Source organism: Agromyces mediolanus (assembly GCF_023715325.1).
In the GTDB taxonomy this organism is placed as follows: domain Bacteria; phylum Actinomycetota; class Actinomycetes; order Actinomycetales; family Microbacteriaceae; genus Agromyces; species Agromyces mediolanus_A.
In genome coordinates, this window is sequence record NZ_JAMBNX010000005.1 from 150,180 (window position 1) to 176,002 (window position 25,823).

General features: G+C 72.1%; 26 protein-coding genes. 6 read left to right on the forward strand and 20 right to left on the reverse strand.

All coding sequences use genetic code 11. The features are described from left to right. Nucleotides 1-15: 15 nt before the first annotated feature. The 4 genes from M3147_RS10640 to upp all read right to left on the reverse strand — a co-directional run bounded on the left by M3147_RS10640 (nt 16) and on the right by upp (nt 3,577). Complete coding sequence (locus M3147_RS10640) at nt 16-753, reverse strand: hypothetical protein (RefSeq protein WP_251203451.1); 738 nt, start codon at nt 751-753, stop codon at nt 16-18. After that, a complete protein-coding gene (locus M3147_RS10645; protein ID WP_251203452.1) occupies nt 732-1,409 on the reverse strand; it encodes a hypothetical protein in 678 nt (225 codons plus the stop codon). Before M3147_RS10645 ends, M3147_RS10640 begins: the two co-directional genes overlap by 22 nt. Nucleotides 1,410-1,650: 241 nt before the next feature. After that, nucleotides 1,651-2,412, reverse strand: a complete 762-nt coding sequence (locus tag M3147_RS10650) for a winged helix-turn-helix domain-containing protein (protein ID WP_251203453.1) — start codon at nt 2,410-2,412, stop codon at nt 1,651-1,653. 532 nt (nt 2,413-2,944) lie between these two features. Continuing rightward, the gene (gene upp / locus M3147_RS10655; RefSeq protein ID WP_243569483.1) at nt 2,945-3,577 is read right to left on the reverse strand and encodes a uracil phosphoribosyltransferase; all 633 of its coding nucleotides are present in this window, start codon (nt 3,575-3,577) and stop codon (nt 2,945-2,947) included. Nucleotides 3,578-3,636: 59 nt separating this feature from the next. Here upp and tadA point away from each other — a divergent pair, with 59 nt between their 5' ends. Continuing rightward, a complete protein-coding gene (gene tadA, locus M3147_RS10660) occupies nt 3,637-4,137 on the forward strand; it encodes a tRNA adenosine(34) deaminase TadA (RefSeq protein ID WP_251203454.1) in 501 nt (166 codons plus the stop codon). Here tadA and M3147_RS10665 read toward each other — a convergent pair. Then, the gene (locus M3147_RS10665) at nt 4,104-4,727 is read right to left on the reverse strand and encodes a TetR family transcriptional regulator (protein WP_251203455.1); all 624 of its coding nucleotides are present in this window, start codon (nt 4,725-4,727) and stop codon (nt 4,104-4,106) included. The two genes, tadA and M3147_RS10665, sit on opposite strands and share 34 nt — an antisense overlap. A 115-nt stretch (nt 4,728-4,842) precedes the next feature. Between M3147_RS10665 and M3147_RS10670 the strand changes: the two genes are divergently transcribed. Further along, the gene (locus M3147_RS10670; RefSeq protein ID WP_251203456.1) at nt 4,843-5,628 is read left to right on the forward strand and encodes an SDR family NAD(P)-dependent oxidoreductase; all 786 of its coding nucleotides are present in this window, start codon (nt 4,843-4,845) and stop codon (nt 5,626-5,628) included. A gap of 84 nt (nt 5,629-5,712) precedes the next feature. Here M3147_RS10670 and M3147_RS10675 read toward each other — a convergent pair whose 3' ends face one another. Next, nucleotides 5,713-6,675 carry a cation diffusion facilitator family transporter gene (locus M3147_RS10675; protein WP_251203457.1) on the reverse strand — a complete coding sequence of 321 codons (963 nt, stop codon included), beginning with the start codon at nt 6,673-6,675 and terminating at the stop codon, nt 5,713-5,715. Nucleotides 6,676-6,764: 89 nt separating this feature from the next. Here M3147_RS10675 and proC point away from each other — a divergent pair, with 89 nt between their 5' ends. Both proC and M3147_RS10685 read left to right on the forward strand, forming a co-directional pair. After that, on the forward strand, nt 6,765-7,610 hold the full coding sequence (proC, locus tag M3147_RS10680) for a pyrroline-5-carboxylate reductase (protein WP_251203458.1): 846 nt from the start codon (nt 6,765-6,767) through the stop codon (nt 7,608-7,610). Further along, entirely contained in the window at nt 7,607-8,911 is a 1,305-nt protein-coding gene (locus M3147_RS10685) for a beta-N-acetylhexosaminidase (protein ID WP_251203459.1), read from the forward strand. Before proC ends, M3147_RS10685 begins: the two co-directional genes overlap by 4 nt. Before the next feature lie 109 nt (nt 8,912-9,020). On the opposite strand, the gene M3147_RS10690 is transcribed toward M3147_RS10685, so the two are convergent. Next, nucleotides 9,021-9,269, reverse strand: coding sequence for a hypothetical protein (locus tag M3147_RS10690; protein ID WP_251203460.1), 249 nt, complete (start codon nt 9,267-9,269; stop codon nt 9,021-9,023). Between the two features lie 163 nt (nt 9,270-9,432). Here M3147_RS10690 and M3147_RS10695 point away from each other — a divergent pair, with 163 nt between their 5' ends. Together M3147_RS10695 and M3147_RS10700 are read left to right on the forward strand one after the other, a co-directional pair. Further along, nucleotides 9,433-9,819, forward strand: a complete 387-nt coding sequence (locus tag M3147_RS10695) for a YciI family protein (RefSeq protein ID WP_251203461.1) — start codon at nt 9,433-9,435, stop codon at nt 9,817-9,819. Further along, on the forward strand, nt 9,816-11,102 hold the full coding sequence (locus tag M3147_RS10700; RefSeq protein ID WP_251203462.1) for a DUF6596 domain-containing protein: 1,287 nt from the start codon (nt 9,816-9,818) through the stop codon (nt 11,100-11,102). Before M3147_RS10695 ends, M3147_RS10700 begins: the two co-directional genes overlap by 4 nt. A 50-nt stretch (nt 11,103-11,152) precedes the next feature. Here the strand turns inward: M3147_RS10700 and rlmC are convergent, their stop codons facing one another. The 13 genes from rlmC to M3147_RS10765 all read right to left on the reverse strand — a co-directional run bounded on the left by rlmC (nt 11,153) and on the right by M3147_RS10765 (nt 25,805). Next, nucleotides 11,153-12,325 carry a 23S rRNA (uracil(747)-C(5))-methyltransferase RlmC gene (gene rlmC, locus M3147_RS10705; RefSeq protein ID WP_251203463.1) on the reverse strand — a complete coding sequence of 391 codons (1,173 nt, stop codon included), beginning with the start codon at nt 12,323-12,325 and terminating at the stop codon, nt 11,153-11,155. Between the two features lie 35 nt (nt 12,326-12,360). Further along, the gene (locus M3147_RS10710; RefSeq protein WP_251203464.1) at nt 12,361-13,062 is read right to left on the reverse strand and encodes a response regulator; all 702 of its coding nucleotides are present in this window, start codon (nt 13,060-13,062) and stop codon (nt 12,361-12,363) included. Continuing rightward, nucleotides 13,059-15,557 (reverse strand): ATP-binding protein, encoded by a 2,499-nt coding sequence (locus M3147_RS10715; RefSeq protein WP_251203465.1) that lies wholly within the window; start codon nt 15,555-15,557, stop codon nt 13,059-13,061. Before M3147_RS10715 ends, M3147_RS10710 begins: the two co-directional genes overlap by 4 nt. Before the next feature lie 148 nt (nt 15,558-15,705). Then, on the reverse strand, nt 15,706-16,311 hold the full coding sequence (kdpC, locus tag M3147_RS10720; RefSeq protein WP_251203466.1) for a potassium-transporting ATPase subunit KdpC: 606 nt from the start codon (nt 16,309-16,311) through the stop codon (nt 15,706-15,708). Between the two features lie 26 nt (nt 16,312-16,337). Beyond that, nucleotides 16,338-18,443: a potassium-transporting ATPase subunit KdpB gene (kdpB, locus tag M3147_RS10725; RefSeq protein ID WP_251203467.1), complete on the reverse strand. Its 2,106-nt coding sequence runs from the start codon at nt 18,441-18,443 to the stop codon at nt 16,338-16,340. Nucleotides 18,444-18,446: 3 nt separating this feature from the next. Further along, on the reverse strand, nt 18,447-20,120 hold the full coding sequence (gene kdpA, locus M3147_RS10730) for a potassium-transporting ATPase subunit KdpA (protein ID WP_251203468.1): 1,674 nt from the start codon (nt 20,118-20,120) through the stop codon (nt 18,447-18,449). Then, on the reverse strand, nt 20,120-20,209 hold the full coding sequence (locus tag M3147_RS10735; RefSeq protein ID WP_189085485.1) for a potassium-transporting ATPase subunit F: 90 nt from the start codon (nt 20,207-20,209) through the stop codon (nt 20,120-20,122). Before M3147_RS10735 ends, kdpA begins: the two co-directional genes overlap by 1 nt. Then, complete coding sequence (locus M3147_RS10740) at nt 20,206-20,397, reverse strand: hypothetical protein (RefSeq protein ID WP_251203469.1); 192 nt, start codon at nt 20,395-20,397, stop codon at nt 20,206-20,208. Before M3147_RS10740 ends, M3147_RS10735 begins: the two co-directional genes overlap by 4 nt. Nucleotides 20,398-20,534: 137 nt before the next feature. After that, the gene (locus M3147_RS10745) at nt 20,535-21,023 is read right to left on the reverse strand and encodes a GbsR/MarR family transcriptional regulator (RefSeq protein ID WP_251203470.1); all 489 of its coding nucleotides are present in this window, start codon (nt 21,021-21,023) and stop codon (nt 20,535-20,537) included. 27 nt (nt 21,024-21,050) lie between these two features. After that, on the reverse strand, nt 21,051-22,670 hold the full coding sequence (locus M3147_RS10750; protein ID WP_251203471.1) for an ABC transporter permease: 1,620 nt from the start codon (nt 22,668-22,670) through the stop codon (nt 21,051-21,053). Further along, complete coding sequence (locus tag M3147_RS10755; RefSeq protein WP_251203472.1) at nt 22,667-23,635, reverse strand: ABC transporter ATP-binding protein; 969 nt, start codon at nt 23,633-23,635, stop codon at nt 22,667-22,669. Before M3147_RS10755 ends, M3147_RS10750 begins: the two co-directional genes overlap by 4 nt. Before the next feature lie 63 nt (nt 23,636-23,698). Next, the gene (locus tag M3147_RS10760) at nt 23,699-24,367 is read right to left on the reverse strand and encodes a potassium channel family protein (protein WP_189085488.1); all 669 of its coding nucleotides are present in this window, start codon (nt 24,365-24,367) and stop codon (nt 23,699-23,701) included. Beyond that, nucleotides 24,360-25,805: a TrkH family potassium uptake protein gene (locus M3147_RS10765; protein ID WP_251203473.1), complete on the reverse strand. Its 1,446-nt coding sequence runs from the start codon at nt 25,803-25,805 to the stop codon at nt 24,360-24,362. Before M3147_RS10765 ends, M3147_RS10760 begins: the two co-directional genes overlap by 8 nt. Nucleotides 25,806-25,823: the final 18 nt, after the last annotated feature.

The following is a 25,823-nucleotide window of genomic DNA, read 5'->3' on the forward strand; positions in this document are numbered from 1 at the left end:
TCTACTGGTGCGCGTTCACCCGTGGGCGTTGACGAGTTGGGTGAGGTGATCGAATGAGGCTCTGGCGAAGCTGACCTCGCGTGTGTCGAGCTGCGCCCACCATGGGTCGTTCACATCGGTGAGGCGCTCCAGCGCTGGGCGAAGGTGCTGACGGTCGCGCCGGCTCAGGATGGGTCCGAGATCTCGGCGGGATGCTGCAGCGAGCAGGACGACGAGGTCTTCGAGGTGGCGCTCGCGATCGCGGGTATCGACGGTGTAGGCAGCCGCCTTCGCGACGATGGCGCCGGTCGAGTCGGGCACGTCGACGACGACGGAGGCGCCGCCGGATCGTCCGGTGACGGTGTAGTGGTCGCGGCGCTCGAGCGCCTGCTTGGCGCCAGGTGAGCGGAGCACGCCGCGGCCGCGCCACCGGAACGCGTCGCTCGCGGTGCTCGGCACCATCACGTCGACGATGTCGTGCTCACGCTTGAATCGGTGGAACGGCCCCGACCCGGTCGGTTCGAGCGCTTCAAAGCCGGCAGCCTGCAAGGGGCCCGCGACCTCGGAGATCCTGGCGGCAGTGATGTCGATCAGGACGTCAAGGTCAGAGGTGTGCCGGACCGGATCCATGCCAGCGCGGATTGCATGGGCGTGCACCATGAGCCCGCCGACGAGCACCCACCGCTCAGAGGGAACGGCCTGAGCTACCTCGACGAGGAGCATCCACTCGGCGGCACGGTCGTCGACCTCGATCAGGTGAGCTTGGCCAGCCACTCGTCCCGCATTCGCTTGAGCGCGTCGAGCCCGACGCGACGGACCCTGGTCGTGGTGCTCCGCAGGCAGTCGGCCGCGATGAGCGCGATCGGCGTCTCGCCTTCGATGCGGGTCTGGCCGCTGCGGAACCCGTGCACGATGATGTCGCCGGTGACGGCCTCCACAAGGTCATGCTGCTCGAGGAGGACGCCGAACGGTTCGCGAGCGTAGCCCCGGATCGGCTGACCGCGCAGCTGATCGAGGACGCGCACGTCGACCTCGGATTGGAGACGGTCGAGGGCGCTCTCGCCGGTCAGTGCGAGCGCGCGCCGGACCGCGTCGCGGTTGCGCGCCTCGAAGCGCGCGGTGACGATCGACGCGCTGATGCGCTTGCCCAGGATCTCGTGATCATGGCGGAAGATCCGCCGCCCGACATCGAGGCTCAGATGCTCGTCGTCGCCTGAGAGGGTGGTGATGATGCCCCAGACGACATCCTCGGACCAAGGACGACCCGGGACCGCGCCGATCGAGAGGCGCTCATGCACACTGGTGAGCTCGATCGAGAGGCCGGCCGAGGTCTTTGTGCCCCTGAGAAATCCCTCGCCCCAGAGCTCAGCAACTCGACGCCTGGTGACGCCGAGCTGATGTGCCGCGTCTGCGGCCGTCACCATGCTCATGGTGCTAAACCCTTCTCGATTGAGAATAGTTTAGCTATATGTGGCACCGAGAGGGGGGTAAAGGCGTCTCATCGGACGACAAGTTTTGGTGAGAACGGACACTGACCGTCGGGCGCGGAGGAGATCCGCGCCTCGGGAAGTCGATTCAGGCCGAGCCATCCTCCCGCGGAGCGAATCCCCTCCGGCGCGAGCCGGGCGGCAGGGCGGCAGGGAGCGGCAGGGCGTCAGTGCGGCGGCGGGCTCAGAAGACGTCGGGGCTCGGCGTGGAGGCCTGACGGATCGAGACGTCGGCGTGACGGTCGAAGCGGTAGCCGAGGCCGCGCACGGTGCGCACGATGTCCTGGTAGTGCGCGAGCTTCGAGCGCAGGCGGCGCACGTGCACGTCGATGGTGCGCTCGCTCGGGGCCTCGTCGTCGGCGTTCCAGAGGCTGTCGATGAGCTCGTGCCGGTCGATCGTGCGGCCCTCGCGCAGCACCAGGTACTGCAGCAGCTCGAACTCCTTGTAGGTGAGCCCGGCGGGCTCGCCGTCGAGCAGCACGCGCTTGCGCGAGATGTCGATGATGACGCCGTTGGGGTGGCGGTCGCTGTCGTCGCGCACGTCGCCCTGGGCCTCGCGCTGCTTGGCGAGCGCGGCCGGGTCCTGGAGCGCGAGACGCACGACGTCGACGTCGCGGCCGCCGGCGCCCTCGGGGGCGAGGGCCACGGCCGCGTAGGTCTCGGCGGAGGGGGCGACCTCGGCGGTCAGGCGGCGGAGCGCCTCGACGATGCGGTGCAGCGTCGTGCCGTCCTCGGTGGCCTTGCCCTCGTCGATGCCGACGTAGAGCACGAAGCCGCGGGCCTCGGTGCCCTCGGGTACGGCGCGGACGCGGGGGGCGGGGGTGAGCTCGGCGGCCGGGGCGGCGAGGCGGGCGATGGGCGCGCCGTCGGCGATGGCCCGGACCGGGGCGGCCGAGATGCTGGGGGCGGTGCGGGCGGTGGGGGCGGAAGCGAGTGCGAGCGACATGACGGATTCCTTGCGTTGCGGGTGCAGCGATCGACCCCGTCGGCGGGGTCTGCGAACTGGCCGGAGTGGGCCGGGCGAGCGCCTGGGCGGCGGCTCAGAGGAGTCCGGGCGATCTGGATGCGGATCGGCAGCGGGACTCGGCGAAGAGGTCGCGGGTCAGCGGCACATTCGACAACACATGCCTGCACGCGCCGACATCATCATGTCGGCAGTCCTGTTCACCTCGCGGGTGGTCAGGGTGCGTGCGGTGTCGGTCATGGTGGAGAGTCAATCGGAGCCGCGAGCATGTGTCAATTCGTGACCCGTGGATGACGGGGTGTGACGTCGCACGCGGTGCATCGGCATCCGGCCGCCACGAAACCCTCTCGCCCGCCGCCGGCAAAGATCGAAGAATCAGCGATCGATCACGTCTGGAAAAAATCTTCTGCAGGCTGCTTGCGAGACTACGCGGGCCCGCTCGAAGATCCTTCGCGTATAGCACGACGGGCGCCTCGATCGAGGCGCCCGTCGTCGAACAGGGGAGGGGGATGGCTCAGACGGTGCCGTAGAGCCGGTCGCCGGCGTCGCCGAGGCCGGGCACGATGAAGCCCTGCTCGTTCAGGCGCTCGTCGACGGCGCCGAGCACCACGGTGACCTCGCGGCCGTGCAGCGCCTCCTCGACGGCCTTCAAGCCTTCGGGGGCGGCGAGGATGCAGATGGCGGTCACGTCGGTCGCACCGCGCGCGAGCAGGAAGTCGATCGCCGCGATGAGCGATCCGCCCGTCGCGAGCATCGGGTCGAGCACGAAGCACTGCCGGTTGCTGAGGTCGTCGGGCAAGCGCTCGGCGTACGTCGTCGGCTGCAGCGTCTCCTCGTCGCGAGCCATGCCGAGGAACCCGACCTCGGCGCTCGGCAGCAGCTTCACCATGCCCTCGAGCATGCCGAGCCCGGCGCGCAGGATCGGCACGATGAGCGGCTTCGGCTCGGCGATGCGCACGCCGGTCGTCACGGCGACGGGCGTCTCGATCTCGACCTCGGTGACGCGGACGCCACGGGTGCCCTCGTACGCGAGGAGCGTCATGAGCTCTTCGACGAGGGAGCGGAACACCGGCGAGGGGGTCTCGCGGTCGCGGAGCACCGTCAGCTTGTGGGTGATGAGCGGGTGATCCGCCACGTGGACTCGCATGGCCCCGATTCTACGGCGCGGTAGCGTGGCAGCCGAGAGCGGATCGAGCGGAGGCGCGGATGGAGCGGGCGGAGCACCGGGAATGGATGCGTCGCGCGCTCGCCGTGGCCGAGGGGGCGCTGAGCTCGGGCGATGTGCCGGTCGGGGCGATCGTGCTCGACCCCGAGGGCCGGGTGATCGCCGAGCGCCGCAACGAGCGCGAGCAGACCGGAGACCCGACGGCGCACGCCGAGGTGCTCGCCCTGCGCGACGCGGCCGCCGCCCGCGGCGAGTGGCGGCTCGAGGGCTGCACGCTGGTCGTCACGCTCGAGCCCTGCGTCATGTGCGCGGGCGCGATCCTCGCCGCACGGGTGCCGACCGTCGTGTTCGGCGCCTGGGACGAGAAGGCGGGGGCCGCGGGCTCCCTCTACGACGTGCTGCGCGATCGCCGGCTGAACCACCGGGTCGAGGTCTACGGCGGGGTGGAGGCGGAGGCCGCCGCGGCGCAGCTGCTCGCGTTCTTCGGTGCCGCCGAGCACCGCCCGCCTCAGACGCCGAGTGAGATGCCGCTCGACAGCTGAGCGAAGGCCCGCACCGCGAGGGCGGCGGGCGCGCCTGCCGCGCCGTCGGGGTCCTCATCGTGCGCGGCCCACTCCTCGAGCCCGAGGCGGATGGCGTCGGTCGCCGCCGCCGCCAGCAGCCGCACCTCGAAGGCATCGGCGTCCGGGCCCGCGAGCTCGGCGATGATGGCGCGCAGTCGCACCTCCGAGTCGTGGTTCACCCGGCGCCAGACCGTCTGCAGGGCGGGGTCGACGTCGGCGGCTCGGAGCAGACCGTGGGTCCAGCGCAGCGCCTCGCGCCCGGCGTCGTCGACCGGGGTCAGCACGCGCGAGATGAGCTCGGGGAAGGCGGTGGTCGGATCGCCGGGGCCGGATGCCGCGAGCGCCGCCTGCCAGGTGCCCGCGCCGACCGCGAGGAGCGGGCCGACGGCGTCCTCCTTCGTGCGGAAGTAGCGGTAGAAGGTGCGCAGCGACACCCCGGAGGCCGCGGCGATCGACTCCGCCGTCACCTGGTCCGCACCGTGCTCGGCGAAGAGGACGGCGGCGACCTTGGCGATCTCGAGCTGGGTCGCCGCCTTCCGGCGTTCAGTGAGGGTCGGCGTGCGTTCCACGTCTGGAAGCGTACGGGAAATACGCGGGCCGGCGTCGGTGTTTGACACTATGGCACGTTATGCCAAACAGGCGTAACGTGTAGCAAAACCCCTGGGACTCGAAAGGTCGAACACCATGAACCGCTACGAAGGTCGCCGCGCACTCGTCACCGGCGGCGGATCCGGCATCGGACAGGCCACCGTGCTGCGCATGCTCGCCGAGGGCGGCCGCGTCGTCGCCGCCGACGTCAGCACCGCCGGGCTCGCCGACACCGTCGCGAAGGCCGGCGACGCCGCCGAGCGCCTGCACACCGTCGCCATGAACATCGCCGACGAGGCATCCGTCCGCGCCGGCGTCGCCGCCGCCGTCGAGTGGCTGGGCGGGCTCGACGCACTCGTGAACGCCGCCGGCATCCTGCGCTCCTCGCACACGCACGAGACGAGCCTCGACGCCTTCGAGCAGGTCGTCCGGGTGAACCTCGTCGGTACGTTCCTCGTCATCCGCGAGGCGATCCCCGCCCTGCTCCAGGGCGAGGGCGCCGCCGTCGTCAACTTCAGCTCGACCTCGGCGGCGTTCGCGCACCCCTACATGGCGGCCTACGCGGCCAGCAAGGGCGGCGTGCAGTCGATGACCCATGCGCTCGCGGCCGAATACGCGAAGCAGGGCATCCGCTTCACCGCGGTGCAGCCCGGCTCGATCTCCTCCGGCATGACCGACGGCTCCGGCCAGAGCAAGCAGAGCCAGGGCCCCGGCCTGCCGGACGACGCCGACATGATGCTGTTCATGAAGCTGCAGCCGGCCCTCGGGCAGGGCTTCGCCGGCCCCGAGACGGTCGCGAGCGTCGTCGCCATGCTCGCGAGCGACGACGGCCGCTTCATCACCGGCACCGAGGTGCGCATCGACGGCGGCACCCACTTCTGAGCCGCGCCCGCCACACACACACACACACGAGTTGCCCGACTTTCATGAAAGTCGGGCAACTCGTGGTGTGTGTGGGGGTGGGGGCTACTCCAGGCCCTTGATGACGATCGCGTCGGTCGGCGGCGCCGTGTGGTGCGGGTCGACGTACACATCGGGCTCGATGTAGATCACCCGGGCCGCCGGCACCGCCTGACGGATGCGCTGCTCGATCACGTTCGTCGCGGCGGCGACCTCCAACAGTCGCTGGTCGGCGGCGAAGCCGAGCTTCGCCGCGACGAGCAGCTCGTCGGGGCCGAGGTAGAGGGTCTTCATGTGGATGATCCGCTCGATCTCCGGACCCGCGGTGATCGCCTGCTCGATCTTCTCGACGTCGGCGTCGTTCGCACCCTCGCCGACGAGCAGGCTCTTCGTCTCGATGCCGAGCACGATCGCCACGACGATCAGCAGCGTGCCGATCATAAGCGTGCCGATCGCATCGAACAGCGGATTGCCCGTGATGATCGTGAGGCCGACGCCGAACAGGGCGAAGACGAGGCCGAGCAGCGCCGCGACATCCTCGAGCAGCACGACCGGCAGCTCCGGCGCCTTCGCCCGGCGCACGAACTGCACCCAGCTCTGCCGACCGCGCAGCGGGTTCGACTCCGTGATCGCCGTGCGCAGCGAGAACGACTCCAGCACGATCGCGATCACGAGCACCAGGATCGGCAGCCACGGCACCTCGAGCGCATGCGGGTTCTGGATCTTCTCGATGCCCTCGTAGATCGAGAACAGGCCGCCGACCGAGAACAGGATGATCGCCACGACGAAGGCGTAGACGTAGCGCTCGCGGCCGTATCCGAACGGGTGCTCCTTGTCGGCCGCGCGCCGCGCCTTGCGGCCGCCGAAGATCAGCAGGAGCTGGTTGCCCGAGTCGGCGAAGGAGTGCACCGCCTCCGCGAGCATCGAGCTCGAACCCGAGAACGCCCACGCGATGAGCTTCGTGATCGCGATGCCGAGATTGGCGAGGAAGGCCGCGATGATGGCTTTGGTTCCGCCCGATGCGCTCATGGGTCGATTCTAGGAGTCGAGGATGCCGCAAGCGTGATGGACGCGTGAGGGCAAGCATGATGGGCGAGGCCCGCTTCTAGGATGGGCGCATGACTGCCGACGCGTCTTCCCTTCCCGTCATCGCGTTCCTCGGCGCCGGCTCCATGGCGCGGGCCGTGCTGCACGGCCTCCTGCAGCCGGGCGTCGCCGTCGACGGCATCCGCGCCACCAACCGCACCGCCGAGAAGGCCGCCGAGCTCGCCGAGCTGCCCGGCGTCACCGCCTTCGCGACGGAGCAGGATGCCGAGGCCAACCGCCGCGCGGTCGCGGGCGCCGGACTCGTCGTCGTCGCCGTGAAGCCCGCGATGGTGCCCGACCTCCTGCGCGAGATCGCCGATGCGCTCGACCCGGGGACCGTGGTCGTCTCCGTCGCCGCCGGCGTCACCGTCGCGACGTTCGAGTCGATCCTGCCCGAGCACGTCGCCGTCGTCCGCACGATGCCCAACACCCCGGCCGTCGTCGGCCGCGCCGTGACGGGCGTCTCGGCCGGCACGCGTTCGAGCGAGGCCGAGCTCGCGCTCGTCGTGCGGTTGTTCGAGACCGTCGGCGAAGTGCTCGTCGTGCCGGAGACGCAGCTCGACGCGCTCTCCACGATCTCGGGCTCCGGGCCGGCGTACGTCTTCTACCTCATCGAGCAGCTCACCTCGGCGGCCGTCGCGAAGGGCTTCACGCCCGAGCAGGCGGCGACGATGGTGCAGGGCACCTTCCGCGGAGCGAGCGAACTGCTCGCGGCCTCGGGGGAGGAGCCCGCCGAGCTCCGTCGCCGCGTGACGAGCCCGAAGGGCACGACCGAGCGGGCCGTCGCCGTGCTCGAATCGGCCGGGCTCGAAGCACTCTTCACCCGGGCGACCGACGCCGCCCTCGCCCGAGCGCGCGAGCTCGCCGCCGGCGCATGAGCGCCGCCGTCCCCGCTGCCGGCGGCCTCCGCTTCGAGGGGGAGCCGCGCTTCGCCTGGCGCGGCGTCATGCTCGACGTGGCCCGCCGCTTCCGGCCGCTGCCCGAGCTGTACCGCTTCGTAGACCTGCTCGCCGCGCACCGTCTGAGCGTGCTGCAGCTGCACCTGACCGACGACCAGGGCTGGCGCTTCGAGGTGCGCGCGTACCCGAGGCTCACCGAGGTCGGCGGCCGCCGCTCCGAGACGCAGCTCGGCCACGGCCCGGCGTCGACCCTCGACGGGGTGCCGCACGAGGGCTGGTACCGGCAGTCCGAGCTGCGCGAACTCGTGGCCTACGCGGCGGAGCGGGGCATCCGCGTCGTGCCCGAGATCGACGTGCCGGGACATGCGAGCGCCGTCCTGGCCGCCTACCCCGAGTTCGGCGTCGGCGGCGCGGCCGAGGTGGCGCGGCGGGTGCGCGAGCCGTGGACCCGCTTCGGCATCAGCGACGAGGTGCTGAACGTCGAGGAGGAGACCCTCGCCTTCATCCGAACCGTGTTCGACGAGCTCTGCGACGTCTTCGACGACGAGATCGTGGGGATCGGCGGCGACGAGGTGCGCAAGGACCGGTGGCGCGCCGACCCGCGGACGCAGGAACTCATGGCCGAGCGCGGGATCGCCGACGAGGAGGAGCTGCAGTCCTGGTTCCTCGCGCGGGTCGCCGACGGGCTCCGCGCCCGAGGCCGCCGCGCCGTCGGCTGGGACGAGATGCTCGAGGGGCGGGATCCGGCGCCCGACGCGATCGTCGCGTCCTGGCGCGGTCCGGTCGGCGCCCGGCTCGGTGCGCGGCTCGGCCACGAGGTCGTGCTCTGCCCCGACCTCTGGACCTACTTCGACTACCGCCAGTCTGACGACCCGGCCGAGCCGATCCCGGTCGGGACCGTGCTCTCCCTCGAGGACGTGGCGGACTTCGACCCGCTGCCCACCGCCGAGCCGGCGTGGTTCGCCGAGCGCGTCGTCGGCGTGCAGGCGAACGTCTGGACCGAGCACCTCGACGGGCCGGACCGGCTCGACTACGCGGTGTTCCCGAGGCTCGGGGCGTTCGCCGAGGTCGCGTGGACGGGGCATCCGCTCGACCAGGCGGACTTCGCCGCCCGCCTGCCCGCGTACCTCGCCTGGCTCGACGAGCGGGGCGTGGGCTCCCGGCCGCCGGCCGGCCCGCGGCCCGAGCAGCAGCGGCCCGGCGTGCCGGGCGTGCCACGTGAGCGCGCCGCCCGCATCGCCGAGCTCGAACGACTGACCGCGGGACTCGCGAACGCCTGAGCGCGGCGCCGGATGCCGCGTCGCGCCCCGCAGGAACGCGGAACGCGGGGCCGGCCAGCGATGGCCGACCCCGCGTTCGGGTCTCCCGGGACGGTCCCGGGTCTCTGGGCTAGCCCGCGTGCTTCGCGTCGCGCGAGCGGATCGCGCGTGCGGCGGTGCGCACGAGCCGGAACGCGATGAGCATCGCGCCGGCGATGGCGACGGCGGCAGCTCCGGAGAGGAGTCCGGCGAGCGTCGCTCCGTCCGTCGCGGGCGCTGCGCCCGAGTCGAGACGGCCGAGGTAGCCGAACGTGAATCCGATGATGAACAGCCACGTCGCGACGATGATGGTCGCGGGGATGGTTCCGATCCTTCGCATGTCACCTCCTTTGCATGACCTGCCAGTATAGCGGATGGATCTGAGGAAAGCCCTGAACAGGGTGCGTTTCGTTTCGGGTGTCGATTTTCTGGGCCCGAGTTCGTCACCATGGTGTGACGATCGTCGTCACGGCCCGCGAGCGGGCTGAGAGCTGGGAGACACCATGACCGACACGTACGTCTACCTCATCCACGAGCCCGATTGGGACTCCGACGCCCACCTCTCGGGCACGGGCGTGCCGGGCGGCGACCCCGAGGCGAACTTCCCCGCGCACAAAGCGTTCCAGGAGGCGGTCGAACGGCTCGGCGCCCGACTCGTCGGTGGTTCCGCGCTGCAGAACGCGAAGCACGGGGGCCGGGTGACTCCCGGTTCAGGCGACCGCGTCGAGGAGGACGCCGTGTACTCCGACGGCCCGTACCCGGACACGAGCGAGGTTGTCTCCGGCTTCTACCTCGTCGAGACCGACGACGAGGCGCTCGCCCGCCGCATCGCCGCGCTCGTGCCGACCGGCGGCCACATCGAGTGGCGCAAGGTCTTCCCCACCTCGTGACCGGGTCCGCCGCCGGCCTCGGCGAGGACTTCGCCGACGCCTGGCCGCGCGTCGTCCGTGCGCTCGCCGCCTACACCGGCAGCCTCGACGACGCCCAGGAGTACGCCGCCGAGGCGATGGCGCGCGCCGTCGCCGAGGCCGGCGGCGGACGGTCCATCGGCTCGCTCGCCGCCTGGTGCACCGCCGTCGGCAAGCGCGCCTTCCTCGACGACCGTCGCCGGCGCGCCGCGGAGCAGCGGCACGTCGAGCGCGAGGCTGCCGAACTCGCCGGACGCCCGCGCGAGGCGGAGTGGGCGGAGCCCGAGGCATCCGCCGGAGTGATGAGCGGCGACGCGCTCGACGACCGGCTCGCCCTGCTCTTCGTCGCCTGCGACCCCGCGCTCACCGAGCAGGCGAGGCTCGTCCTCGCCCTCCGCGTCGTCTGCGGCCTCGACGTGCCGCGCATCGCCGCGCACCTCGGCGTGCAGCCCTCGGCCGCCGCGGCCCGCCTGACCCGCGCGAAGCGGGCCCTCGCCGAGGCGCGCGGGAGTTTCCGGGTGCCGGAGGGGCCGGAGCGGCGGGCGCGCCTGCCCGTCGTGCTCGCGAGCGTCGCCGGCATGTTCACCGTCGCCCACCGCGACGTGCTCGACCCCGGCTCGCCGCTCGACGATCTCGGGCGGCAGGCGCTGTCGATCGCCGACGCGCTCGTCGCCGAGTTCCCGGACGACGCCGAGGTGCGCGGACTCCGCGCCGTCGTGCGGCTCGGGCTCGCCAGACGGCCCGGGCGGGTGGATGCCGCGGGCGCGGCGGTGCCGCTCGACGAGGCCGACCGGCGGCGCTGGGACGGTCGGCTGATCGAGGCCGGCCTCTCGGACGCCGCGGCCGCCGCCGAGCGGGGCGACGGACGCTTCGTGCTCGAGGCCGCCATCGCCGGGCTGCACACCGCGGCGCCGAGCTTCGCCGAGACCGACTGGGAGCGGGTGGTCACGTTCTACCGCGCCCTCGAGCGGGTCTGGGGCGCCCCCTCGGTGACGGTCGCCCGGCTCGTCGCCGAGCAGCACCTGGCGCTGTTCAGCCCGCCCTCGGGGGAGCGCACCGCGGCGCTCCGCGCTGTCGAGCGCGAGCTGCGGGTGCTCGCCGACGGCGCCGCGCCCTACGCCGCGCTCGACGCGCGGCTCGCGCTCGCCGACCTCGCCCGGCGCACCGGACGTCGCGAGGAGGCCGCCGAACGCTACGCCGCGCTCGCCGCGGAGGTGCCGACCGAGGCGGTGCGGCGGCTCTGCGAGCGACGCGCGGCGGGGTGAGGCGCGTGGATCGGGCGGCCGGATGAGGCCGGCCGCGCGACGCCCGGCGATCAGCGCCGCTCGAGCAGCACCATCACCTCGAAGTGACTCGTCTGCGGGAACATGTCGAACACCCGCGCCCGCAGGGGCCGGTACGACGGCATCGCCCGCAGGTCCTTCGCGAGCGACGCCGCGTTGCAGCTCGAGTAGAGCACGTGCGAGACGTCCTCGCGCTGCTCGAGCCAAGCGGCGAGCTCGGCGCCGATGCCGCGCCGCGGCGGGTTCACCACGACGAGATCGGGTGCGCTCGCCGCGGCGAGGGCGAACTCCGTGGCGTCGCCGGCGGCGAAGCGCAGCCGACTGAGCGCGGCATCCGTGCGGCTGAGCTCCGCCGACGCGACCGCCTCGACGCTCGTCTCGATCCCGGTGATCTCGACACCGCCGTTCTCGACACCGCCGTTCTCGGTGTCCCCGTCCTCGACGCCGCCACCCGCGAGGTGCAGGGCGAAGCCGCCGACGCCCGAGTAGAGGTCCCACGCGGAGTCGGGCGCGAGCCCCCGGATCCAGTCCCTCGCCTCGGCGTAAAGCGCCGCCGCGATTGCCGTGTTCGTCTGGAAGAAGCTCTGCGGCCGCAGGTGCATCGTGACGTCGTTGAGCCGCATCGGCAGGGTCTCCTGCTCGGTGAGCACGAGCTCGGACTCGCCCTCGAGCACCGCCTTGTGCTCCGGCAGCAGGTTGACGGTCACGACGCGCGCCTGCGGCAGCTCGGCGAGGAGCGCGGGCAGGTGCTTGCGGATGCGGGCGACGGGCTCCGTCGAGCGCAGCACGAACCGCACCATCAGCTCGCCGTCGGGCGATTCGGTGACGATGAGGTGCTTCAGCTCGCCGCGGCGGGCGGCGACGTCGTACGGGGCGATGCGCGCGAGCGTGATGAACCGGGCCAGCACGGGGAACGCCGCCCGGTGGCCGGGCGAGCAGATCCCGCAGGCCTGCAGGTCGACGCCGTGCCCGTCGGCGTCGAGGATGCCGATCGTCGGTGCGTCGACCGTGCCGCCGACGACCATCTTCGCCTTGTTGCGGTAGTCGCGCTCGCCGGACGCGACGGGCGGATGCCACGCGCCGACGCCGAACGGCGCGAGCAGCTGCTCGGCGTGCGCCTGCTTCGCGGCGAGCTGGTCGGGGTACGGCTGTCCCATCAGGGCGCACGAGGTGCAGCGCCCGGCGTCGAAGTAGCCGCAGTCCACCCGTCAAGCGTATGCCGCGCGCGGTGCGGCCGGCGCTAGGGCTCGAAGCGGTAGCCCATGCCGGGCTCGTTCAGGAAGTGCCTCGGCTCGGCGGGCACCGGCTCGAGCTTGCGGCGCAGCTGCGCCACGTACAGTCGCAGGTACCCGGCATCGTTCGCGTGGTACGGCCCCCAGACCTCCGACAGCAGCATCTCCCGGGTGAGCAACCGGCCGGGATGCTTCAGGAAGAGCTCCAGCAGATGCCACTCGGTCGGCGTCAACCGCACCGTGCCGGCCGTGCCGCCCGAGGTGCCCGCCCCCTCCGCCCGACGGATCGTCTTCGCCGCGAGATCCACCTCGAGCTCGCCGATGCGATGCACCGCGCCCGTGTCCTCCTCGCCCGCCGGGCGGCGCGAGCGGGCGCGGATGCGGGCCAGCAGCTCGTCCATCGCGAACGGCTTCGTCACGTAGTCGTCGGCGCCCGCGTCGAGCGCCTCGACCTTCTCGCCCGAGTCGGTGCGCCCGGAGAGCACGAGGATCGGCACGCTCGACCAGGCCCGCACGGCGCGGATCACGTCGAGGCCGTCGACGCGCGGCATGCCGAGGTCGAGCAGGATGAGGTCCGGATGCCCCGAGGCCGCCTGCTCGATCGCCTCCGCGCCGTCGCGGGCGTGCAGCACCTCGTAGCCGCGCGCCGCGAGCGTGATGCGGAGCGCACGCTGCAGCTGCTCGTCGTCGTCCGCGAGGAGGATCCTCATCGCATCGGCCCTTCCTCCTCCGCGGACGCCGCGGGCAACGTCACCACCATCGTGAGCCCGCCGCCCGGGGTGTCCTCCACCTCGAGCGTGCCGTCCATCCCCTCGACGAACCCTTTCGACAGGGCGAGGCCGAGGCCGAGGCCCGTCTCATTGTCGGTGTCGCCGAGCCGCTGGAAGGGGACGAACACGCCGTCGCGGCGCTCGGCCGGGATGCCGGGGCCGCGATCGACGACGCGCAGCTGCACCAGCCCGCGGAACCCCGACGCCGCGATCCGCACCCGCTCCCCAGGCGGCGAGTGCCGCACCGCGTTCGCGAGCAGGTTCACCACCACCCGTTGCAGCAGTCCGGCGTCCGCGAGCAGCGGCGGCACCCCGTCGGCGAGGTCCAGCTCGACCTCGCCCGGGCCGAGACCGAGCTCGTCGAGGGCGGGGAACACGACATCTGCCGTCTCGACCGGGGAGAGCCGCACGGCGAGCGCGCCCGCCTGCACCCGGCTGACATCGAGCAGGTTCGTCACGAGCTCGGCGAGCGCGTCGAGGCTCTCCGCCGCGGTGTCCAGCAGCTCCGCCCGCTCGCCGGCGGGCAGCTGCAGCTCCGGCGAGCGCAGTGCACTGATCGCCGCCGACGCCGAGGTCAGCGGACGGCGCAGGTCGTGGCCGACCGCGGCGAGCAGCGCCGAACGCACCTTGTCGGTCTCGGCGAGCTCCGAGGCCTCCTCCGCGGCGGAGGCGAGGGCGCCGTGCTCGATCGCCGCGTCGAGCTGGGTGGCGATCACCTGCAGCAGGCGGGCCTCCGAGGCATCCAGGTCCGGACCGTGCAGCTCGAGCGTGCCGCGCTCGCCGATGGGCACGAGCGAGACCCGGTCGTCGCGGGTCGGCTCGCCGTCGGCGACCAGGGGCGCTCCGTCGACGAGGAGCCGCACGCCCGCGAGCCCGAACGCCTCACGGGTGCGGGTGACCATCGCCTGCAGGGCGTCCTCGCCGCGCAGCACGCTGCCCGCCATCGTGGCGAGCAGCTGCGACTCCGCAGCCGCCCGCTTCGCCTCGCGGGTGCGACGTGCGGCCTGGTCGACGACGTAGCTCACGAGGAGGGCGTTCGCGACGTAGAAGACGAGGGCGAGGAACTGCCGCGGATCGGCGATCGTCAGCGTGTGCACGGGGGCGACGAAGAGGAAGTTCAGCGTGATCCCCGACAGCACCGCCGCGAACAGGCCCGGCCAGATGCCGCCGATCAGGGCGACCACGATGACGAGCAGCTGGTAGGCGAGCACGTCGCTCGTGATCGAGGTCTCGGTGTGGAACAGCAGCAGCACCCAGCTGAGCAGCGGGCCCGCGACGAGCGCGACCGCGAAGCCGATGAGGAGGCGCGTGCGGCTGAGCGCCCCGCCGATCCGGGGCAGCGACAGCGCCGCCCCGGCCGCCGCGTGCGTCACGATGTGCACGTCGATGTCGCCGGACTCGCGGATCACGGTCGCGCCGATCCCCGGCCCCGAGAAGGCGGCGGCCAGCCGCGAGCGACGACTCACGCCGATGACGAGCTGCGTGGCGTCGACCGAGCGGGCGAACTCGACGAGGGCGTGCGGGACGTCCTCGCCGACGACCTGGTGGAAGGTGCCGCCGAGCTGCTCGACGAGCGTGCGCTGGGCGTCGAGGGCGCCCGGATGCCTCGCCCGCATGCCGTCCGGCCGTGTCACGTGCACGGCGATGAGCTCCCCGCCCGAGGAGCGCGAGGCGATCCGCGCGCCGCGGCGGAGCAGGGTCTCGCCCTCCGGGCCGCCCGTGAGTGCCACGACGACCCGCTCGCGCGCCTCCCACTTGTGGCTGATGCCGTGCTCGGCCCGGTACGCCTTCAGCGCGGAGTCCACCTCGTCGGCGAGCCAGAGCAGGGCGAGCTCGCGGAGCGCGGTGAGGTTGCCGAGGCGGAAGTAGTTCGAGAGTGCGGCGTCGATCCGCTCGGCCGGGTAGACGAGCCCGCCGGACAGCCGATCGCGGAGCGCCTGCGGCGCCAGGTCGACGACCTCGATCTGGTCGGCTGCCCGCAGCACCCGGTCGGGGATCGTCTCGCGCTGCGGCACTCCCGTGATCTGCAGCACGACGTCGCCGAGTGACTCGATGTGCTGCGTGTTCACCGTCGAGATGACGTCGATGCCGGCGTCGAGCAGCTCCTCGACATCCTGCCATCGCTTCTCGTGCCGCGAGCCCGGGGCGTTGGTGTGCGCGAGCTCGTCGACGAGGGCGACCTCGGGCCGGCGGGCGAGGAGGGCGTCGAGGTCGAGTTCTTCGAGCGGCATCCCGCGGTGCAGCTCGACCCGGCGCGGCACGAGCTCGAGCCCCGCCGTCATCGCCGCGGTCGCCCGCCGCCCGTGCGTCTCGACGAAGCCGACGACGACGTCGCGGCCCTCGCCGAGGAGGCGCTTGCCCTCCTCGAGCATCGTGTACGTCTTGCCGACGCCGGGCGCGGCGCCGAGCAGTACCCGCAGCCGACCGCGTTTCATGTCGTCATCCTCCCACCTGCGTTTGCCTCGCCCTCGATCCGAGTTGCCCGACTTTCATGAAAGTCGGGCAACCCCGATCCAATCCCGAGTTGCCCAACTTTCATGAAAGTCGGGCAACCCTGGTGGGGACGGCGAGGCAGGATCCGGGTCACAGCTCCGCGAGCGCGAGGTTCAGGCGCAGCACGTTCACGGTCGGGTCGCCGAGGTAGCCGGCGTCGCGGCCCTGCACGAACCGCTCGACGAGGGCGGCGACCTCGGCCTCGGGCAGCCCGCGCGCCTCGGCCACGCGGGCCACCTGCAGCCGGGCGTACGCGGGGCTGATGTGCGGGTCGAGCCCCGATCCCGACGCCGTCACCGCGTCGGCTGGGATCTCGCCGCGCTGGACGCCGTCGGCCTCGCCGACCGCCGCCTGCCGCTCGGTGATCGCCGCGACGAGGTCCGCGTTCTCGGGCCCGAAGTTGCTGCCGCTCGAGGCGCCGCCGTCGTAGCCGTCGCCCGCGGCCGAGGGGCGCGGCTGGAACCACTCGGGCAGCGGCGCGCCCTCGGCATCCGCGAACGGCTGCCCGACGAGGGCCGAGCCGACGACCGCGCCGTCGGCGTCGCGGACGAGTGAGCCGTTCGCCTGCGCCGGCAGCGCGAACTGGCCGATGCCCGTGACGACGGCGGTGTAGCCGACGCCGAGCACGAGGGTGAGCACGAGCATCGCGCGGAGCGCGACCCAGTGGGTGCGGAGGGTGGAGCGGGTGGTGCTCATGGGACGGTCCTTCCGTTCCTGGCGGGTCAGAACCCGGGGATGAGGCTGACGACGAGGTCGATCAGTTTGATGCCGATGAACGGCGCGATGATGCCGCCGAGGCCGTACACGAGCAGGTTGCGGCTCAGCACGGCGCTCGCCCCGCCCGCCCGGTACCTCACGCCGCGGAGCGCGAGCGGGATGAGGAAGACGATCACGATCGCGTTGAAGATGATCGCCGACAGCACGGCCGAGGCCGGCGAGTGCAGCTGCATCAGGTTCAGCGCCGCGAGCCCCGGGAACACGCCCGCGAACATCGCCGGGATGATCGCGAAGTACTTCGCGAGGTCGTTCGCGATGGAGAAGGTCGTGAGCGCCCCGCGGGTGATCAGCAGCTGCTTGCCGATCCGCACGATGTCGATGAGCTTCGTCGGGTCGGAGTCGAGGTCGACCATGTTGCCGGCCTCCTTCGCGGCGGAGGTGCCGGTGTTCATCGCCACGCCGACGTCCGCCTGCGCGAGCGCGGGCGCGTCGTTCGTGCCGTCGCCGGTCATCGCGACGAGGTTGCCGCCCTCCTGCTCGCGGCGGATGAGGGCGAGCTTGTCCTCGGGCGTCGCCTCCGCGAGGAAGTCGTCGACGCCGGCCTCCTTCGCGATCGCGGCGGCCGTGAGCGGGTTGTCGCCCGTGATCATGACGGTGCGGATGCCCATCGTGCGCAGCTCGGCGAAGCGCTCGGCGAGGCCGTCCTTCACGACGTCCTTCAGATGCACGACGCCGAGCACGCGGGTCGCGCCGTCCGGCGCGCGCTCCGCGACGACGAGCGGCGTGCCACCGGAGCTCGAGATGGTCTCCACCCGCTCGTCGAGCTCGGCGAGCAGCGAGGAGGGCTGGCGCCCGGATGCCTCGACCCACGCGAGCACGGCGGAGCCCGCGCCCTTCCGCACGATCCGCCCATCGGCGAGGTCGAGCCCCGACATCCGCGTCTGCGCCGTGAACGGCACCACTTCGCCGGCCGGCTGCGCCGCGCCCGAGGCGGGGAAGGCGACGCCACGCTCCGCCGCCAGCTCGACGATCGAGGCGCCCTCCGGCGTTGGGTCGGCGAGGGAGGCGAGCGCCGCCGCGCGGACGAGCTCGCTCTCCTCGACGCCCGGCAGCGGCACGAAGGCGCTCGCCCGCCGGTTGCCGTAGGTGATGGTGCCGGTCTTGTCGAGCAGCAGCGTCGTCACGTCGCCGGCGGCTTCGACCGCGCGGCCCGACATGGCGAGCACGTTCCGCTGCACGAGCCGGTCCATGCCGGCGATGCCGATCGCCGAGAGCAGGGCGCCGATCGTCGTCGGGATGAGGCAGACGAGGAGCGCGACGAGCACGGGGATCGACGCGGGCAGCGCCGCGTACGAGGCGATCGGGTTCAGCGTGAGCACGACGACGACGAAGACGATCGAGAGGCTCGCGAGCAGGATGTTCAGCGCGATCTCGTTCGGCGTCTTCTGCCGGGCGGCGCCCTCGACGAGCGCGATCATCCGATCCACGAAGGTCTCGCCCGGCTTCGAGGTGATGCGCACCACGATGCGGTCGGAGAGCACCCGCGTGCCGCCCGTCACGGCGCTGCGGTCGCCGCCGGACTCGCGCACGACCGGGGCGGACTCGCCCGTGATCGCGGACTCGTCCACCGAGGCGATGCCGTGCACGATGTCGCCGTCGCCGGGGATGAGCTCGCCCGCCGTGACGACGACGAGGTCGCCGAGCTGCAGTGCGGCCGAGGAGACCTCGACCGTGCGGCTGCGCTCGGCGCCGGGGTCGGCGACCTCGTCGTAGCGTTCGACGCGGTGCGCGACGGTGTCGCTGCGAGTGCGGCGGAGCGACTCGGCCTGCGCCTTGCCGCGGCCCTCGGCGACGGACTCGGCGAGGTTCGCGAAGAGCACGGTCAGCCAGAGCCAGGCGGCGATCGCCCAGGTGAACGACCAGGGCACCTCGCTGCCGCCGGAGGCCTGCGGCCCGCCGAGGACGGGCTCGGCGATCGCGAGCACCGTGGTGAGCACGGCGCCCACCTCGACGATGAACATGACGGGGTTCCGCCACATCAGGCGCGGGTCGAGCTTGCGCAGCGCGCCGGGCAGCGCGTGCCCGAGCTGGGCGGTGGTGATGAGGGACATGGGTCAGTTGAGCCCTTCTGCGAGGGGTCCGAGGGTGAGCACGGGGAAGTAGGTGAGCGCCGTGACGAGCACGGTGACGCCGATGAGGAGCCCGACGAACTGCGGGCGGTGCGTGGGCAGGGTGCCGGCGGTCGCCGGGACCTTCCGTTGCGCGGCGAGCGAGCCGGCCAGGGCGAGCACGAGCACGATCGGCACGAAGCGGCCGAGCAGCATCGCCACGCCGAGCGCGATGTTGAACCACGGGGTGTTGGCCGTGAGCCCGGCGAACGCCGAACCGTTGTTGTTCGCGGCGCTCGTGAAGGCGTAGAGCACCTCGCTCATGCCGTGGATGCCGGGGTTCCAGATCGAGGTCGACTCGACGTCCTCCCTGACCCCCGGGAGGGCGAAGCTCAGGGCGGTGCCCGTGAGCACGAGCGTCGGCGTGACGAGGATGTAGAGGCTCGCGAGCTTGATCTCCCGCGGCCCGATCTTCTTGCCGAGGTACTCGGGCGTGCGGCCGACGAGGAGCCCCGCGATGAACACCGCGATGACGGCGAGCACGAGCATGCCGTAGAGGCCGGAGCCGACGCCGCCGGGGGCGACCTCGCCGAGCATCATGTTCAGCATCGGCAGCATGCCGCCGAGCGCGGTGTACGAGTCGTGCATCGAGTTCACGGCGCCCGTCGAGGTGAGCGTCGAGGTCGTGGCGAACAGGGTCGAACCGAAGATGCCGAACCGGGTCTCCTTGCCCTCCATCGCGCCGCCCGCGAGTTCGGGTGCCGTGCCGCGGCCGGCGGCCTCGAGCGCGCTGAGCGCGACGAGCGAGAGCGCGAACAGCGTCGCCATGACCGCGAGGATCGCGTAGCCCTGCTTGTTGGAGCCGACGATCCGGCCGAAGGCGCGCGGCAGCGCGAACGGGATGGCGAGCATCAGCACGACCTCGAAGAGATTCGTCCACGCGGTGGGGTTCTCGAAGGGATGCGCCGAGTTCGCGTTGAAGAACCCGCCGCCGTTCGTGCCGAGGAGCTTGATGACCTCCTGGCTGGCGACCGGGCCGCCGGGCAGCTGCTGGATGCCGCCGGTGAGCGTGTGCACCTCGGTGAAGCCGGCGAAGTTCTGCACCACACCGCCGGCGAGGAGCACGATCGCACCGACGATCGCGAGCGGCAGCAGCACGCGCAGGCAGCCGCGCACGAGGTCGACCCAGAAGTTGCCGAGCGTGGGCGAGCCGTGCCGGGCGAAGCCGCGCACGAGGGCGATGGCGACGGCGATGCCGACGGCCGCGGAGACGAAGTTCTGCACGGCGAGCCCCGCGAGCTGCACGGTGTAGCCCATCGTCAGCTCGGGGGAGTAGGACTGCCAGTTCGTGTTCGCGACGAAGGAGGCCGCGGTGTTGAACGCGAGCCCCTCCGGCACGGCCGGCAGGCCGAGCGAGTACGGCAGCACCGCCTGCGCCCGCTGCAGGACGTAGACGAGCAGCAGGCCCACGAGCGAGAAGGCGAGCACGCCGCGGAGGTACGCGGGCCAGGACTGCTCGGCGCGAGGATCGACGCCGATGAGGCGGTAGAAGCCGCGCTCGACGCGCCAGTCGCGGTCGCTCGTGTAGGTGCGGGCGAGGTAGTCGCCGAGGGGGCGGTAGAGGAGGGCGAGGATCAGCGCGAGGGTGGCCGCCTGCAGGGCGGCGAAGAGCACCTCCATCAGAACCTCTCGGGCTTCACGAGGGCGATGACCAGATAGATGACGGCGGCGATGCCCAGCGCGGCGGCGAGGAGCTCGAAGACGATCACAGCTTCTCGACCCCCTTGGCGATGAGGGCGACGACCGCGAACACGGCGAGGATGCCGAGGATGGCGACGACGTCGAGCACGGGGACTCCAGGATCGGGCGCCGCCTGCCGCGGTCGCGGCGGGCGGGCAGCGCATCGGCTGCACCTGCGATGCAACACCCGCGGCGGGCCCGTCGGGCGGGTCCTCACGGTTCCCTAACGCCGGCTCCAGGCTTCCCTACGCGCCCCTCACGGCCTGGCCCGCTCCCTGGTCCGCTGAGCCTGTCGAAGCGGTGGCGCTCCCCTCGACAAGCTCGGGGAACCAACAAGCTCGGGGAACCGACCGCCTACTCCCCGCGGCGCAGCGCCTCGCGCTCGACCTCCCACTCCTCGAGGAGCTCCGGCATCCGTGCCGCCATGAAGCGGAAGAACCCGGCCATGTCCCGTCCCCGCGCGGCCGCGGCGTCGTCGTGGGCGGCGTCGGCGATCTCGTCGATGAGCTCTGCGAGCCGCGAGTAGATCGGCAGTCCGCTCGTGAGCACGGCGTGCCAGGTGTCGTCGAACAGGCGGTAGCGGTCGCGGCGGCTGTCGGGGCTCGAGATCCGGTGCGCCATCCGCGCCGTCTGCAGGTACCGCACCGCGCCCGACACGGCGGCCGCGCTCACGCCGAGCCGCTCGGCGAGCTCGGCGGCCGTGGAGCCCTCGGCGGGCGAGGCCACGAGGGCCATCAGCACGCGCGAGGGCATCCGCGGCATCCCGGCGGCGGTGAGCATCGCCGCCCCCTCTTCGGCGGCGGCGATCGCGCGGTGGCGGCCGCGGTCCTCGGATGCCGTCACGCGTCCCTCCTCACGTCGATCCGTCGCTCAATCGCCCGCCGCGAGCTCGCGCCGCCGCATCAGGCCGAGGGCGAGCACGCCGCCCGCGGCGACGGCGCCGAGCAGCCACCAGAGCCCCTTGACGTCGACCCCGTCGGCGGTGGCGACGGGCGTCACGGCGACCGGCGAGAGGTTCGTCACCCAGTCGGGCAGTCCGAACAGCGGACCGAACATGCCGAGCAGCAACGCGACGAGCACGAGCACCCAGCCGAGCGCGATCGTGAGCCGCGGTGCGAGCACGAACACGAGCGCCGTGAGCACCAGGAACACTGCCGCGGCGGCGAGCTGGCCCGCTCCCGCGACGAGCGCGTCCCAGGAGAGCGAGGCGTCGGCGCCCTTCGCCTGCACGCCGAGCCAGGCGCCGAGCACCGCGGCCGCGCACACGGCGAACGCGGCCCCGAGGCCGACGAGGAGGAACGCCCAGAGCCAGCGCACCCGGCCGACGGGCGCGGCGAGCACCTGCTCGGCAGTGCCGTGCGCCTCCTCCTGACGTGCCCGCGTGACCGTCTGCACCGCCGCGCACGCGGCGAGCACCCCGACGATGGTGAAGAAGATCACGACCATGCCCTGCTCGAGGCTGCCGCCCTTCGAGAGCGCGGCGAACAGCTCCTCGACCGCCGGGATCTTCGTGCCGATCTCGTCGATCACCGCGCCGAGGCTCGTGGCGAGCGCGCCGGTGAGGAGGCCGCCGATCGCCCAGCCGACGACGGAGCCGCGGGCGAGCCGCCACACCAGTCCGAGCGGTGAGCCGAGGCTCGCGGGGGCGTCGAGTCGGCCGGCGCGCTCGGCGATGAAGCTGCCGTCGAGGTCGCGCACGCGCTGCAACCCGAAGGCGAGCCCCGTGAGCGCGACGGCGACGATGCCGCAGAGCACGAGCGGCCACCACGCGTCGTCGGCGAACGGGCGGGCGTTCTCCGCCCAGCCGAACGGCGAGAGCCAGGTCAGCCAGGAGCTCTCGATGCGCTGCAGGTCCGCCGACGGCGTGCCGAGGGCGTTGCCGAGCCCGCAGACGACGAAGCTCACGAGCAGCACCCACACGCCGAGCGAGTTCGCCCCGCGCGAGGTGCGCATGAGCTGCGCGGCCACGAGCCCGACGCCGAGGAAGACGAGCCCGACCGCCGCGGCGGCGAGCCCCGACACGATCGAACCGAGGGGTGCGTAGCCCGCCCCGGCGAAGCACGCCGCCACGAGCACGGCGAGCGCGAGGTTCGCGCCGAACCCGTGCAGCACGGTGGCCGTGAGGGGCGCGGTGCGCCCGGCCGGGGTGGCGGCGACGAGTTCGGCGCGGCCCAGTTCCTCGTCCATCCGGGTGTGCCGCACGGCGAGGAAGCTCGACATGAATGCCGCCATCATCGCGAGGAACGGCAGGATCAGGAACAGCGTGAACGCGTCGAGCTCCGCGCCCGACGGCAGCCCGCGGAAGAGCATGATCACCGGATTTGCGGCGACCGCGGCGAGCACCTCCCGGCGGTCGGCCTCGGTGCCGTAGGACTGCGCCACCCCGCCGATCGCCGCGATCGCGAGCAGCGCAGTGCCGCCGACCCAGAGCACGAGCTGCCAACGGTCGCGCCGCAGACGCTGGCCGAGCAGCGCGCCGACGGTGCTCATCGCCTGGCTCCGGCGGCGGATGCCTCGTCGGCGGATGCCGCGTCGGCGCCGATCTCGTCGCCGTAGTGCCGCAGGAACAGCTCCTCGAGCGACGGGGGCTCGATGCGCAGGCCGGTGACGTGCCGGCCGGCGAGCGCGGGTAGGATGCCGGCGACGCGGTCGCTGTCGACCGTGAACCGGGCTCGCCCGTCGGTGACGGCGGCGTCGTGGATGTCGGTGATGCCGGCGAACACGGCGCCGCCCGAGGCATCCGCTCCGTCCGTCGCGTCGAAGGAGACCTCGGTGCGGGTGAGGTGGCGGAGCTCGGGGAGGGTGCCGCTCTCGACGACGCGCCCCGCGCGGATGATCGACACCCGATCGCACAGCTGCTCCACCTCGGAGAGGATGTGGCTCGACAGCAGCACGGTCGCACCGGCCGCGCGCACGCGCGCGATCTCGCGACGGAACACGAGCTCCATCAGCGGGTCGAGACCGCTCGTCGGCTCGTCGAGGATGTAGAGCTCGGCGGGCACCGCGAACGCCGCGATGAGCGCGACCTTCTGCCGGTTGCCCTTCGAGTACGCGCGGCCCTTCTTGCGCGGGTCGAACTGGAACGCGTCGACGAGTCTGGCCTTCTCCGCCCGGTAGCCGGCGTCGCGGTGCGCGGCTCCGCGCAGCCGGGCGAGGAAGTCGATCGCCTCCCCGCCGGAGAGGTTCGGCCAGACGCTCACGTCGCCGGGCACGTAGGCGATGCGCCGGTGCAGGGCGACGGCGTCGCGCCAGGGGTGGGCGTCGAAGACGCTCGCCACCCCGGAGCTCGCGCGGGCGAGGCCGAGGAGGATGCGGATCGTCGTGGATTTCCCCGCGCCGTTCGGGCCGAGGAATCCGTGCACCTGGCCGGCGTCGACCTGGAGGTCGAGCCCGTCGAGGGCGCGGGTGCGACCGTAGCGCTTCACGAGGTCGCTGGTGCGGATGACGGTGGTCATGGGCGGGACGCTACGCCGATTTCACGAATTCGTGAATCTTCCTAACGGAATCCTTACGGCCCGCTACTCGAGCGCGGCGAACTTCTCGATGTCGCCCTCGGTGCCGGTGACGATGATGAGGTCGTGGTTCGACACCACGGTCTTCTCCGTCGCGTAGGTGAACGGTTTGCCCGGGCTCTTCACGCCGACGACCGTGACGTTGTGCTTCGTGCGCACGCCCGACTCGGTCAGGTTCTTGCCCCGGATCGGCTTCGGCGGGTACATCTTCACGAGCGCGAAGTCGTCGTCGAACTCGATGAAGTCGAGCATCCGCCCGCTCACGAGGTGCGCGGTGCGCTCGCCGGCCTCGCGCTCCGGATAGATCACGTGGTTCGCCCCGATGCGTTGCAGGATCTTGCCGTGCGAGGCGGAGATCGCCTTGGCCCAGATCTGCGGCACGCCGAGGTCGACGAGGTTCGCCGTGATGAGGACGGAAGCCTCGATCGAGGAGCCGACCGCGCAGACCGCGGTCGAGAAGTCCTGGGCGCCGATCTGCTTCAGCGCGTCGATGTTCTTCGCGTCGGCCACGACGGCGTGCGTGACCCGCTCGGCCCACTTCTGCACGAGCGACTCGTCGGTGTCGACGGCGAGCACCTCGCGGCCGAGCCGGTCGAGCTGCCCCGCGGTCGCGGCGCCGAAGCGGCCGAGGCCGATCACGAGGACGGGGGCGTTGTGCTTGATGCGATCAACCAACGATGGGCCTCTCTTCCGGTCGTTTGAACAGCTGTCGGCGGGTGCTCGCGGCGAGCGCCGCGGCGAAGGTGACGGTGCCGACGCGTCCCATGAACATCGTGGTCGCCATGACGTACACGCCCTCCGGGGGCAGCTCGGCGGTGAGCCCCGTCGACAGTCCGGTGGTGGCGAAGGCGGAGATGACGTCGAAGAGCACGTTCTCGAACGGCGCCTTCGTGATCTGGAGGATCGCGATGGATGCCGCGGCGACGATCGTCGCGCCCCAGAGCACGACCGAGACGGACAGCCGCAGCATGTCGCGCGGGATGCGCCGGCCGAACGCCTCCATCGAGGGGGCGCCGCGCGCCTCGGCGACGGCGGCGAGGAACAGCACGGCGAGGGTCGTCACCTTGATGCCGCCCGCAGTCGACGCGGAGCCGCCGCCGATGAACATCAGCATGCTGCTGACGAGCTGGCTCGAGCCGTACAGGTCGTGCATGTCGATCGTCGCGAAGCCGCCGGATCTCGTCATCGCCGACATGAAGAACGACTGGAAGATCGTCGGTCCCGCGTCGAGATGGCCGTAGGTCTTCGGGTTCGCGTGCTCGAGCAGGATGAACATCGCCGCGCCGGCGATGAACAGGATGATGGTCGTGGTGAGCGTGAGCTTCACGTGCACGCTCCACTTGCGCGGGGTGCGCCAGGCCTTCGCGAGCGCGAAGATCACCGGGAAGCCGAGGCTGCCGAGGAACACGCCGATCATGAGCAGCGACTGCATCCAGTAGTCCTGCTCGAACGGTGCGAGCCCGCCCGGGTTCGGCGAGAATCCGGTGTTCGTGAACGCCATGGCCGAGTAGTACAGGCTGTACCAGATCGATTGCCCGACGTCGTATCCCGCGGCGAGCATGCTGGGCATGAGCCCGATCGCGAGCGCCGCCTCGATGACGAGGGCGCTGACGGCGACGGTGAAGAGCAGGCCGCCGACCTCGCCGAGGCGGATGGCCTGACGCTCGGCGACGGGTCCGACGTGCAGTCGCGACGGGTTCGTGTCGCTCGCGGCCATGAGCTTCGCCCGGAGTCCGAGCCGCCGCGAGATCACGAAGCCGAGCGTCGTCGCGAGGGTCAGCACACCGATGCCGCCGATGTTCACGCCCAGGTAGACGAGCCCGTGCCCGAACGGCGACCAGTACGTCGCCATGTCGACCGTCGACAGGCCGGTGACGCAGATGACCGAGACGGCGGTGAACAGCGCGTCGTGCAGCGGAGTGGCGGAGGCCTCGCCAGCGCGTGCGATCGGCAGCGAGAAGAGCAGGGTGAAGACGAGGATGAGCGCCGAGAAGACGAGGATGGCGAATCGTGACGGCGAGTGCTTCACCAGCCCGTCGACGGCGTCGCGGACGACCCCGAGCCAGCTGCGGCTCCCGCGACCGGGGTTCCCGATCGTCGGCGGTGCGTGCATCCAGCTCCCTCCAGCCTT